The 11,822-nt window shown below is 52.1% G+C and carries 15 protein-coding genes; 10 read left to right on the top strand and 5 right to left on the bottom strand.

Going from position 1 to position 11,822, the window contains the following annotated elements; all coding sequences use genetic code 11:
• The 3 genes from flgA to ABYT30_RS01920 all read left to right on the top strand — a co-directional run.
• On the top strand, window positions 1-531 hold a 531-nt coding region (gene flgA, locus ABYT30_RS01930), incomplete at its 5' end, for a flagellar basal body P-ring formation chaperone FlgA (protein ID WP_373094980.1).
• 107 nt (window positions 532-638) lie between these two features.
• Window positions 639-938 (top strand): flagellar biosynthesis anti-sigma factor FlgM, encoded by a 300-nt coding sequence (gene flgM, locus ABYT30_RS01925; RefSeq protein WP_373077219.1) that lies wholly within the window; start codon window positions 639-641, stop codon window positions 936-938.
• Between the two features lie 2 nt (window positions 939-940).
• On the top strand, window positions 941-1,357 hold the full coding sequence (locus ABYT30_RS01920) for a flagella synthesis protein FlgN (RefSeq protein ID WP_373077221.1): 417 nt from the start codon (window positions 941-943) through the stop codon (window positions 1,355-1,357).
• Window positions 1,358-1,401: 44 nt separating this feature from the next.
• Here the strand turns inward: ABYT30_RS01920 and ABYT30_RS01915 are convergent, their stop codons facing one another.
• On the bottom strand, window positions 1,402-2,034 hold the full coding sequence (locus ABYT30_RS01915) for a GNAT family N-acetyltransferase (protein WP_373094979.1): 633 nt from the start codon (window positions 2,032-2,034) through the stop codon (window positions 1,402-1,404).
• A 108-nt stretch (window positions 2,035-2,142) separates the two neighbouring features.
• On the opposite strand from ABYT30_RS01915, the gene zwf reads away from it, so the two are divergent.
• The 4 genes from zwf to ABYT30_RS01895 all read left to right on the top strand — a co-directional run bounded on the left by zwf (window position 2,143) and on the right by ABYT30_RS01895 (window position 5,959).
• Window positions 2,143-3,603 (top strand): glucose-6-phosphate dehydrogenase, encoded by a 1,461-nt coding sequence (zwf, locus tag ABYT30_RS01910; protein ID WP_373077225.1) that lies wholly within the window; start codon window positions 2,143-2,145, stop codon window positions 3,601-3,603.
• The gene (gene pgl / locus ABYT30_RS01905) at window positions 3,596-4,291 is read left to right on the top strand and encodes a 6-phosphogluconolactonase (protein ID WP_373077227.1); all 696 of its coding nucleotides are present in this window, start codon (window positions 3,596-3,598) and stop codon (window positions 4,289-4,291) included. The genes zwf and pgl overlap by 8 nt, the downstream gene beginning before the upstream one ends.
• A complete protein-coding gene (locus ABYT30_RS01900) occupies window positions 4,288-5,028 on the top strand; it encodes a helix-turn-helix domain-containing protein (protein ID WP_373094977.1) in 741 nt (246 codons plus the stop codon). The genes pgl and ABYT30_RS01900 overlap by 4 nt, the downstream gene beginning before the upstream one ends.
• A 73-nt stretch (window positions 5,029-5,101) precedes the next feature.
• Window positions 5,102-5,959, top strand: a complete 858-nt coding sequence (locus ABYT30_RS01895) for a sterol desaturase family protein (protein ID WP_373094975.1) — start codon at window positions 5,102-5,104, stop codon at window positions 5,957-5,959.
• A 1-nt stretch (window position 5,960) separates the two neighbouring features.
• Here the strand turns inward: ABYT30_RS01895 and eda are convergent, their stop codons facing one another.
• From eda to ABYT30_RS01875, 4 genes are all read right to left on the bottom strand, one after another.
• Window positions 5,961-6,587, bottom strand: a complete 627-nt coding sequence (eda, locus tag ABYT30_RS01890; RefSeq protein ID WP_373094972.1) for a bifunctional 4-hydroxy-2-oxoglutarate aldolase/2-dehydro-3-deoxy-phosphogluconate aldolase — start codon at window positions 6,585-6,587, stop codon at window positions 5,961-5,963.
• A gap of 79 nt (window positions 6,588-6,666) precedes the next feature.
• Window positions 6,667-7,806 carry an ABC transporter permease gene (locus ABYT30_RS01885; RefSeq protein ID WP_373077235.1) on the bottom strand — a complete coding sequence of 380 codons (1,140 nt, stop codon included), beginning with the start codon at window positions 7,804-7,806 and terminating at the stop codon, window positions 6,667-6,669.
• On the bottom strand, window positions 7,803-8,732 hold the full coding sequence (locus ABYT30_RS01880; RefSeq protein ID WP_373077237.1) for an ABC transporter ATP-binding protein: 930 nt from the start codon (window positions 8,730-8,732) through the stop codon (window positions 7,803-7,805). Before ABYT30_RS01880 ends, ABYT30_RS01885 begins: the two co-directional genes overlap by 4 nt.
• Window positions 8,729-9,676 (bottom strand): HlyD family secretion protein, encoded by a 948-nt coding sequence (locus ABYT30_RS01875; RefSeq protein ID WP_373094969.1) that lies wholly within the window; start codon window positions 9,674-9,676, stop codon window positions 8,729-8,731. Before ABYT30_RS01875 ends, ABYT30_RS01880 begins: the two co-directional genes overlap by 4 nt.
• Window positions 9,677-9,859: 183 nt before the next feature.
• Between ABYT30_RS01875 and ABYT30_RS01870 the strand changes: the two genes are divergently transcribed.
• The 3 genes from ABYT30_RS01870 (at window position 9,860) to ABYT30_RS01860 (ending at window position 11,815) form a co-directional block, all read left to right on the top strand.
• Window positions 9,860-10,333, top strand: a complete 474-nt coding sequence (locus ABYT30_RS01870; RefSeq protein WP_373077241.1) for an acyl-CoA thioesterase — start codon at window positions 9,860-9,862, stop codon at window positions 10,331-10,333.
• A 9-nt stretch (window positions 10,334-10,342) separates the two neighbouring features.
• Window positions 10,343-10,951: a tRNA-uridine aminocarboxypropyltransferase gene (locus ABYT30_RS01865; RefSeq protein ID WP_373077243.1), complete on the top strand. Its 609-nt coding sequence runs from the start codon at window positions 10,343-10,345 to the stop codon at window positions 10,949-10,951.
• Window positions 10,952-11,077: 126 nt separating this feature from the next.
• Window positions 11,078-11,815: an endonuclease gene (locus ABYT30_RS01860; protein WP_373077245.1), complete on the top strand. Its 738-nt coding sequence runs from the start codon at window positions 11,078-11,080 to the stop codon at window positions 11,813-11,815.
• The last annotated feature ends 7 nt before the right edge of the window (window positions 11,816-11,822 follow it).

Below are 11,822 nucleotides of genomic sequence, written 5' to 3'. Positions count from 1 at the left end.
GACCCAAGAACCCAGCTCAGTAGCTGTCCAGGCAAGCTCGAAGCATTTCTGTCAAACGGGGCAAAAATCAAACGCAGAACAACCGTCGGTGTGCGCTGCACCGCTGGGGCCAAACCCTGGAAAATTTATCTACCGGTCACGGTGGAGGCCTACGCCAAGGTAATGGTTGCCCGTCACCCTATTGCCCCCGGCACTGAAATAAGCGCCAATGACATTAGCTGGAGCAAGCGCGACATCACTAGCTTGGGCTACGGCTACTTGCGATCTTTAGGGGATAAAGGCGGCTATCAGAGTCGCCAGAGCATTGCCCAAGGCGCAGTGCTCACCCCCAATATGGTTACCGCCAGCAGCATTATTAGTAAGGGCCAGCGGGTGCAGCTCAATAGTAATGATGGCCCGGTCAGTGTGAGTATGATGGGCATCGCCCTGCAAAACGGGGCCTTGGGGAAGCGGATTTTGGTTAAAAATCTCAACTCTGGTAAACAGTTGGAAGGCGTTGTGGCATCGGATAACACCGTTCTCCTCAACTGATGACGGCCTTGGGGTAAACCACCATGCTCGACAGCGTAAATTCGTGCTAAAGTTTTAGCTAATAGTGCCGATATAACAGACGAAAGCTATTTAAAGAGGATTTAACAATGGTTGACCGTATCGATGGCTCCTCGCTGAGTCAGACCCGCAAGCTAGACAGCGGGCGTACCGGTGCCAGCAAAGCAGAAAGCAGCCCGGCAAGCACTGCCGCCGCCAGCACCGCTAAAAGTCCGGTTGCGGAAACCCCGCTGCTGGAGCGCACCCGCGACCAAGTGAATAGCAGTGACGGCATTGACCGCCAAAAAGTTGAGGCCATCAAAACCGCGATCCGCAATGGCGAGTTCAACATCGACGCCAATAAAGTGGCAGCGGCACTAGTTAATATGGAAGCCCTCAGCGGCAGCTAAATATGAGCGATGAACTAAGCGAAGTCCTGAACACCATCCACACTGAAGCGCTGCGCTTAGAAGCCTTGCTGGGCGAAGAAGCCCGAATCTTAAAACTTGCTCGGGAACCTGAACAACTTGAAACAGTTGTTCAGCAAAAAATGGATTTGGTGCAGAGCTTGGAACTACTCGAAAAGCGCCGTGGCCAATTGGCCAGCACTGCCAACAATCACAACGAAGCACTTTGGCAGGAAACCCTCAGTATACTCAGCCGCTGCCAAGCCTTGAATGTACAGGCTGGCGCAGACATTAGCGCCCAGGCTCGCTACGGCAAACGCGCGCTAGAGATTCTTGGCGCGAGTAATAATGACACGCCGATTTACAGTGCCGGCGGCGAAACCCTTGGCCCACTTGGCGGCCAAAATCTCGGCAAGGCCTAAGCCAGCCACCCTTCCCCGTTTCTATCACCTCGATAAATACAGGCTTACAGGGTCTTTTCCATATAAAGATGGTTATCTAAAACACTGTTATAGCTTTTATTGCGTTTCACAAGCTTAAAGCCCATCTGTTGATATAAACGCAAAGCCCCAATATTTAATTCTGCCACGTCCAAGCTCAAGGTCGAGTACCCCAGCCCTTGGGCCCGGACAGTCATAAAATCAATGAGCTGCGCCGCGATCCCCTTGCCGCGCCACTGGGGATCGACGGCGATATGGCACAAGTAATAACAGCCTTTGCGAGGCGGCTTAACCAGCCGCAACTCAAACATTAAGCCTTTTACAATGCCCCGCCAACCATATTGGCTAAAAATAGCCTTGGCATTGCCCATAAGCGTTGCGTCGTGACTGGGCTTATCAAAACCGCCGATGGTAGCGATAAGCTGACCATCCTGTTCGTAAACAAAATGATGACGGTGGCTGAACATGGTCGCCGGTTTGGCGAATTCAGCCTTTAAAAAGTCGCGAATATCCGGGTCGTGGCCGGAACCAAAAATATGTTCAAAGGCAGCTGGCCCCGACAAAAATACTAAGCCTGCCGCCACCGCGCTGTCTTTACTCTCTGCTGGTCGAATCACTGTCGCTCCCTCAATAAACTCGCCACACTGTACCGCATTCATTTTTTTATACCATACTTGAACTCAGTACAGCGGTATGAATGAGCCATGAAAAGTTCTATGCTGAAAACAGGCGAGCCACCATCAATGTATTAGCTGAAGAGTGTAGCGATGACCCAGAGCCAGACCACCCAACTTGTTATATTCGGCGGCACCGGCGACCTTGCCCTGCGCAAGCTGCAACCCGCCCTTTACAAATTGCAGCGCGAAGGGTTTTTAGACAATGTGACCGCCATCATTGCCCTGGGCCGCGCCAACAGCAGCGATGAGGACTACCGACAAATTGTTAACACTAAGATGCAAGAGTTTTTGCCCGCGCATTTTTGGGACGAGCAACACTGGCAGACCTTTGCCAGTAAACTTCATTTTGTCAGTTTAGATGTTAATTCCCTCAAAGATTACCACCGCCTCAGTGACGCGGTTAATCAGCATAGCTCGGCGACAACGGTTTTCTATCTGGCCACCCACTCCACGCTCTACACCAGCATCTGCCGGAATTTACACAGTATTGGCGTGGTCAACGCCCAGTCGCGGGTGGTTTTGGAAAAGCCCCTCGGCCACGACTTAGCCAGCTGTACCGAGATCAATCACGAGGTGCTGCAAGTTTTCCCGGAACAAAACATCTTCCGCATTGATCACTACCTCGGCAAAGAAACCGTGCAAAACTTATTAGTGTTGCGTTTTGGCAACGCCCTGTTTGGCCCGCTGTGGAATAGCCAATATATCGACAACATTCAAATTACCGTGGCCGAAGATATTGGCGTTGAAGGTCGTGGCGACTTCTACGCGAAAACGGGCGCCCTGCGGGATATGGTGCAAAACCACCTCTTACAGCTTTTGTGTTTGGTGGCCATGGAGCCCCCAGCCAATCTGCGCGCCGATACCATTCGCGACGAAAAAGTCAAAGTACTGCAGGCCCTGCGCCCTATTACCGCCAGTAATGTAAAAGCGAAAACCGTGCGCGGCCAGTATCTTGCGGGCGCTGTTAACGCGGCGCCCGTAGCGGCATTTCTCGATGAAACAGGCTTTGAAGATAGTGAAAACACTGAGACTTTTGTTGCCCTGCAAGTCGACGTCCACAATTGGCGCTGGGAGGGCACGCCCTTTTATTTGCGCACCGGCAAACGCCTGAGCAGGCGCTTTTCCGAGATTATTGTCGAACTTAAAAAACACCCTTTTAGCCTGTTTGAAGGCGACCCCAACGACCTACCCAATAAGCTGGTGATTCGCCTGCAACCCGAAGAAAATATTACTTTGTATAAAGTAAATAAAAAGCCGGGCTTAAGCAGGCAGCTCAAACTCGAACAAGTTGAGCTAAATTTAGACCCAGACTTACACGATGAATTGCAGGCCCACGAAGCCTATGAGCGGCTATTATTAGATGTATTAGAGGGTGACCAAACCCTATTTATGCGCCGCGATGAAGTGGAGGCCTGCTGGGCATGGGTAGACGGCATTATAAGTGCGTGGCAGGAGGCGGGTATTCAGCCCAAAAGCTATGCGGCTGGCAGCATGGGGCCGAATGCGGCACTGGCGCTGCCGGAAAAAACTGGGAGAAGCTGGCATGAATAAAAAACCAACCCTTATTTTATTACCCAATCGCAAAGAGTTAAACGCGGTATTAAGTGACGATATTGCCAAAGTCTTAAACACCAGTCTAACGCGCTCGGGCGCAGCTAGCCTTGCGGTCTCTGGCGGTTCCACACCCGAAGAGATGCTGACGCTGCTCGGCAAGAAGCCATTGGACTGGGCCAAGGTGCAAACCCTGCTCGTCGATGATCGCTGGCTGCCCGCTGAGCATCCCGACAGTAATCAAGCCTTGCTCAACAAAACCTTGTTCACTGGACCAGCGAGCCAGTCGCGTTATTTACCTTTAAAAAATACGGCTGCCGATGTCGACGACGGCCAATACGCCTGCGAAGAAGCGCTGGCGGAATTGGATTGGCCCCTGAGCCTTGTTCATCTCGGTATGGGCAACGACGGCCACACTGCCTCATGGTTTCACGACGCCAAGGAGTACGAGATACTAATGGCGGCCCACGAACAGCATTGCATTGCGGTTCACCCCGGCGCGGCGCCATACTCCCGGATCAGCCTCACCCCCGCCGCCGTCTTCAACAGCGAAAAAATTGTGATTCAAGTGTTTGGCAAGGCCAAACGCGACGTGCTTGAGCGTGCCTTAGCCAAAGACGCCGATTTCCCCATTTCACTGGTATTGCATCAGCAGCAGGTACCTGTAGAGATTTACTGGGCACCGTGACAAATAAGAAAACATCAACATGGCAAGGAAATGCAGCGATCAATGCTGGCGTGGGTATTTTCCGCGGCACGGTGGGCGACAGCCATTTTCACACGCACTGGGCAACGCAAATCACCATCGCCCTGCACGACGAGTTCGTCGTTGACACGGCAAGTGCCAGCCATGTGTGCCAAGTCGCCATTATTCCCGCAGGAACACCACACCGTTTACAACAGGGCCATGTGGTGTCTATTTATATTGATCCCGCCAGCAATTTTACCGATGCATTATTTTTGCAGCCACCCGCGCGGAACGGCGTCGCCGTGCTGAAAAAATCCGACTTGCACCCGACATTTTTACGTATATCTGCAGACTCAAATCTAGAATCCATACTCATCAATATCCAACAAAATACACAGCGCCAAACAGGCGCAGACCCTAGGTTGGCGCAGCTACTAATGCAACTCAACGATGCTGTGGCTGAAGCCGAATACACACGCAAGCAATTAGCGACGAGTCTCGGCCTATCGCCAAGTCGATTTTCACACTGGTTTAAAGAGCAAACAGGTATTCCCCTGCGCAGTTACAAAAAATGGTTAAAGTTACGTATCGCCATTGAGGCACTATTGCGAGGTGTGCCCGCCGCTGACGCCGCACTCATTGGTGGATTTAACGACCAGGCGCACTTCAGCAATAGCTTTAGTGCCGCGTTTGGTATTACCGTCTCAACCGCAAGCCAAGCCTTTACCCCACATTAACGCGCAGCTGATTCATACAATCCTCTCTGGTGCCAAGGTGGCAAACTAAGTATTCCATTTGAGGATTATGACAATGCAAAGCTTTATACGCTGGGGCGCGTACCCCATTATTTTTGGAATGACTGCGATTGCACAGGTATGGGTATTAATTCAGCAACTACCCTACTGGCCGCTGTCGCCAATGATCGCGGCACTTGGCATCAGCGCCGTCGCTCTCCTCGAGCGCGTATCACCGTATATTGATCGCTGGAACAAAGACCACGGTGACAGCGGCGCCGATATACTGCATGCCGCATTTAGCCTCACGCTCATTTTTGTCAGTGCCGAAATTGTCAGCCTGTTTCGCCAGCAACTTCCAATCAGTTCAGCCTGGCCTGTGCACGCCCCAATTGCCCTACAAATTTTCTATGCAGGACTCATTATTGATTTTGGCCTGTGGGGGATGCACTGGCTAAGTCATCAAGTTCCGTTACTCTGGAAGTTTCACGCTTTGCACCACAGCGCCGAACGCCTGTACTGGTTAAACGGAGAGCGACGCCACCCCGTCAGTGCCCTACTACTCGCCGGCCCCGGCTTAATCGCGGCGGTATTACTCGGCGCGCCCGCCGCAATCATAGGAGGCTGGTTTGCAATTATCGCGGTGCACTTAGCTTTTCAGCATGCCAATCTCAACTACCGCATTGGCCCGCTGCGCTACCTGATTAGTACTGCAGAAGTACATCGCTGGCACCACAAACGGGATTACCAAGACGCCCAGGTAAACTTTGGCGAGTTTTGGTCTGTCTGGGATATTGTATTTGGCACCTTTAGATACCACGCACAGCAGCTTACGGCCAGTGAGGTCGGTGTGCAGGGCGCAATGCCGAAAAACTATTTAGAACAATTGTACTGGCCGTTTCAAACTCATAGTGCCGACAAACCAGCCGAGTAAATTAAACTACTGCGCTATACAAGTTATGCAACATACTTAAATAGCCGTCCCGGTCCTTTGCCAAGGCCTCCTCGCTTGGCACGAGCCAACTACCGCCCACGCAAGCCACATTAGGCAAAGCCAGATACTCTTGGTAGTTCGCTTCGGAAATACCACCGGTAGGGCAAAACACCGCCTCTGGAAAAGGGCCTGTCAGTGCTTTTAACAAGGCGACGCCACCAATAGCCGTGGCCGGATACATTTTAAATACACGGTGTTCCTCCGCCATTGCGGCCATAATTTCGGTTGCTGTTGCCACTCCGGGGATATAGGTAGTGAGGGTTTTATGCGCTAACATTGACAGTTCCCGCGAAAAACCCGGGCTGATCACAAAATCGGCTTCATCTACTGCACGCAGCATTTGCCTGCGATTGAGCACGGTACCCACACCGATTAAGGCCTTGGGCATAAAATCTCTAAAGGTTTTCACCATTTGCCAGGCGTCGTCATGGCGCAGGGTAATCTCCACGGCGGGCACGCCCGCTTCGGCAAATAATTCTGCACAGGCTTTGGCGTGGTCTAGGGATTTAAATTGGCCAACCGGCATTACCGGTGCCGCCTTTTTAACAACGGTTAGTGCATCGCGCATTATTTGCCTCCTCTGTTAACGCCAAGCCCCCTACTCTACACGCCAAGTTTATTAGGGTCGACTCGGACATCGCTAGCCATCAATCCAGTGTCCGCTTGTAGCGCAGCATCGCCACGCAACTCACCACCCCCATAAAAATTAGAATCGCGCCGAGATCGTAGCTTAGGTCCTTAAACTCCGAGCCCTTGAGCATAATCCCCCGCACCACACGCAGAAAATGGGTAAGAGGCAAAACCTCACCAATCGTTTGCGCCCAGCCCGGCATACCCCGAAATGGGAACATAAAGCCCGACAACAGAATGGAGGGTAAGAAGAAAAAGAAGGTTAACTGCATTGATTGAATTTGGGACTGAGCAATGGTTGAAAAGGTAAAACCCAAGGCGAGATTAGCGACAATAAAAATTGCCACACTTAAAACTAACAGGGCGATACTGCCAACAAAGGGCACGGCAAATAGCCAGTGGGCAACCACTAGGACTATCACCGTTTGCACCGAGCCCACCCCGACATAAGGCAGTATTTTGCCAATCATCACTTCAAAGGGTGAGCCGGGCATGGCGAGCAAGTTTTCCATGGTGCCGCGCTCGGTCTCGCGGGTCATCGCCATGCCAGTAATCATCACCAAGGTCATGGTCAGTATCACGCCCAGCAAACCCGGCACAATATTGTATTGGGTAATACCTTCGGGGTTGTAACGCGGATGCACCACCAAATCAAACGCTGGCGTGCTGGCACGTAAATGCGCCAGTGGCCCCGTCAAGTCTTTGGCTAAGGCTTGGTTAACGATAGTACTAATGCGCCCCAAGGCATTGGACGCTGCAACCGGGTCGGTGGCATCCGCCGATACCAATAATTGCGGACGTTCGCCGCGGATAAGCTGGCGGGTAAAACCGGCAGGGATTTCTATAATAAACACCACTTCGCCACTGGCGATCAAATGATCGCTAGTGCGCGGGTCGCTGTTAGTGATAACAACATCAAAGTATTCTGAGTTCTCTAGACCCGTGAGCACACTGCGCACCACTGGCGTGAATTCCTCAGCGTGGACCGCGGTAGGCAAATGTTTGGGGTCGGTGTTAATCGCGTAGCCAAATAGTACAAGCTCTAAAATTGGGATAGCGAGCATAACCGCAAAGGTCAGCCGGTCTCGGCGCATTTGGATTAACTCTTTGATGAACACCGCGTTAATTCGCGCCAATTTACGAGCGAGGCGATTCATCCGTGAGCCCTCTGGTCCCCACCGCTCTGTTCCATAAGTGCGATAAACACGTCTTCCAAACTGGGTTTAATTTCCTGCCAGCCGTAACCGCGATCAGCAACTTTGACCACCGCTGCTTCCAGTGCGGCGCGGTCGTGGCCGCTGATATGCAGGGCCGCGCCGTAATACGCCGCGTGTTCAATACCCGGCTGAGCCGCCATCAGTGGCTCCAACACCCGCACACCGCGGCCCTCCGCACGGAAGCTCACTAGACCAGACTGGTCAATAATATCCGGCACACTGCCTTCGGTAATTAATTTGCCGTGAGCAAGATACACAATATGATCGCAGCGTTCGGCCTCATCCATATAATGGGTCGACACCAGAACCGTCATGCCCTCATTAGACAGGCGGTGAATTTGATCCCAAAAATCTCGCCGCGCTTGGGGATCTACCCCAGCCGTGGGCTCATCTAAGAGCAACAATTTGGGTTTGTGCATGGTGACTGCCGCCAATGCCAGACGCTGCTTCCAACCACCGGACAAAGCCCCGGCCAATTGCCGCTGGCGGTGAGCAAGGCCTAGCACCGCCAAGGTGTCATCTACACAACGCCGGCGATTATCGAGCTGATAAATTCGAGCGACAAAATCCAAATTTTCCCGCACGCTGAGGTCAGCCCAAAAGGAAAATTTCTGGGTCATATAGCCGGTTTGACGGCGTATCGCTTCAGCCTCCCTGCGCAGGTCAAAGCCTAAACAAGTGCCCTCGCCACCGCTGGGCTTTAATAGGCCGCAGAGCATTCTTATTGTGGTCGTCTTACCCGAGCCATTGGGTCCCAAAAAACCCCACACCTGCCCCCGCGGCATTTGTAAATTGACATCGCTCACCGCAGCCTTATTGGCAAAGTGCTTACTCAAGCCGCGAACATCGATCACCAGTTCACTCATAACAAATCCACATCGACCGGCTGACCAGCGTGCAGACCACTATTGGCCGGCAGCCGCGCCTCAACCATAAACACCAGCTTCTCGCGATTGGCCACGCTATAAATTACCGGCGGGGTAAACTCGACTTGTTCAGCTAAATACGAGACAGTCGCCGTGATCGGCTCCGTGCTACCGTCTTGGCGTATTTGCACCTTAGTGCCAGCAGAGAACGCTGATGCCCGCGACTGCGGAACAAAGAACCGAACTTTTAGACCATCATCTGGTAGTAGCGCCAACGCCGGCGCACCGGCGGGCAATTGCTCGCCCTGGCGATAATATACGGCGGCAATCAAACCTGCTTGCCGTGCACTGAGTCGACGTTGATCCAAGCGCCACTGGGCGCGAGCCAGCCCCGCTTCGGCGGCTTCTGCAGCAGCCTTAGCGGCAAGCAATGCGTCTTCCCGCGCGGGTAACTTAGCCACCGTGATCGATGCACCTGCACTTTCGACACGGGCTTTGGCCGCACTAAACTCGGCGGCCGCGCGGTCGACCGCAGCAACTGAGCTAGCGCCTTTGCTCCGTAAATTTTGTAAGCGCTTCAGTTCCACACCGGCAAGCCTTAAGGCTGCCTTGGCTTCTTTATATTGAGCCGTGAGACGAGCTAGCTCTTCAGAGCGGGCACCACTGCCCAGATCTCGCCATTGGGCTTGGGCCTGACTGGCGCGCTGTGCCGCTTCATTTAAATCGATTTTTTGTCGGTCACTATCCAAACGCAACAGCACCTGTCCAGCACTCACACGATCACCTTCGCGAACCTCACTCGACGCTATCCAGCCAGTCTCCAGTGCACTGAGATAAACATACTCAGCCTCAACATAACCCGTCAGTACCTCAGATGATGTCCCGTTGCCGCAGGCGAGCAATTGACAGCAGCCAAGTAACAACAGTATTTTTATTTTTCTCACCCAGCACTCCTTCCGTCGCAAAATGCGTAAAAGGCAATTTATTATCAGTCCAAGCTTAGCGTATCACCGCAAAAAGCCGTTATATTTAAGCAATATCACCGCTAATTCACTGGCAAATCTAGCTAATAGTCGTCGGGTCGGTAAAATCCCCACTATTAGAAGTAAATGAGAGACCGCTATAGCATGGCGCACAAACCCGATCCACAGCTGCTTAAATTATCGACCTACCCATACCGCTTAAGCATTGACACGCAATTTAGTGATATGGATGCCTATACCCACCTCAATAACTTAGCCATTGCTAGGTTCTACGAAAGCGCCCGTGCCCGCTTATTATTGCAGGTCACCGGCCGTGATGATTTTTACCAACCCAGTACACCGGACAAAATGCTCTTAGTTGAAGCCCGCCTGCAATACTTAGCCGAAGGGCAATTTCCAGCACCCGTCGACGTGGCAACCGGCATCGGCCATATTGGCAATAGGGCCTACCACATTCATCAAGCGCTCTTCCAAAATGACCGGTGCATCGGCTTATGCGAGGTAGTGATGGTCTACGCTATCGATGGTAAAGCCACCGCAATACCCGCAGCTATACTCGAACAACTTGAAGGCCAGCGCTTAGCGAATTTCACGCCGGCCAGCAGCGTTCTTCACTGAGTATTAGAAATGACGAAACGAGCCAGCTGCCCACACTGTGAACGCCCGCTGCGCACTTGTCTCTGTGATGTTATGGTTATGCGCGATATTGATTATCGCCTCATTATTTTACAAGACCCTAAAGAAGCGAAACACGCGCTGTCGTCCGCTCCGCTATTAGCAAAATCCGTTAGCGGTGCCCAGCTGATTGTTGGCGAAGTATTCGACCCAGAACTGATCCTCGGCGACAACTGGCAGTCAAACAGCCTCGTCATTTTCCCCGGCGAAAACCCTATTACCCGGGAGACCGTGGCAAAAACTGACATCAAAACCTTGATACTACTGGACGGCACTTGGCGTAAAGTCGCGCGCTTAATACACCTCAACCCCTGGCTAAATACTCTGCCATGCTACGCCATAAATGCAAACGACAGCAGCCAGTATAGAATTCGACGATCACCACGCGCCGATGGTTTATCAACCATTGAAGCTGGGGTCTGCGCGCTGAACGAGCTCCACGCGGAGGCGGATTTTACGAATATTTTATTCGCCTTCCACAAGATGATCGATTATCAAATTGACGCGATGGGAGCAGAAACCTTTAACAAAAATCACATCAATACAAAAAAAGCGCCATAACACTGCCAAGATCACACACCAGAAAAAGTAATCTAACAGCAGTATTAATTTGCGCTAATCTCCTTTATATTGCGCGGGCTGGAAAACCGGACAGTGTCGGTTAGCCCCTAATAATTAAGGAATTTTGTGTTTAGATTTATCCTTGCTGTACTGTTATTGGTTTTTCAATTCCCTAACCTCGCCAACGCCACAACACCACCAAAAAGCTTCTCCGCTGCCAAAAAGAGCCTAATTCGCCTGTACCATAGTGAGCAGGCAGAGCAGAGTTTTTATTGCGGCTGCAGCTACTCCGAACAAGCTGTGAATGGGAAAAACAAACTATTAGCCAATCATCAAAGTTGCGCTTATACACCGCGCAAAAATGCCAAGCGGGCGGCAAGAATCGAATGGGAGCACGTCGTACCGGCGTGGGAATTTGGCCATCAGCTGCAGTGCTGGCAGACTGGCGGGCGCAAGGCATGCCGGAAAGATCCAGTTTTTAAGGCAATGGAAGCTGACCTATTTAATTTAGTGCCGGCCCTTGGCGAGGTGAATGGCGACCGCTCCAACTTTCAGTTTGGTATGATTAGCGGCGAGGCGCGCGCCTATGGTGCCTGCGATGTTGAAATAGCCTTTAAAGAGCGTCGTGTTGAACCCCGGCCCGATATACGCGGTGATATTGCCCGCAGCTACTTTTATATGGCAAAGCAATACGGTTTAAAAATCAGCAAGCAAAATCGCCGTCTGTATGAAGCGTGGGCGCGGCAAGATCCGGTGTCCGAGCAGGAGCTACGTATTGCCCGCGCCAAAACGAAGCTCATGGGCTGGAGCAATCCATTTATTGAGACGGCCACCACAGTGGCGAGCGCCAACCCGTCACATTGAAAAACCT

Source organism: Zhongshania sp., from assembly GCF_041623545.1.
Classification (GTDB): domain Bacteria; phylum Pseudomonadota; class Gammaproteobacteria; order Pseudomonadales; family Spongiibacteraceae; genus Spongiibacter.
Note: the sequence above shows the minus strand (reverse complement) of the source record. Positions and strands in the feature narration are given on the sequence as shown.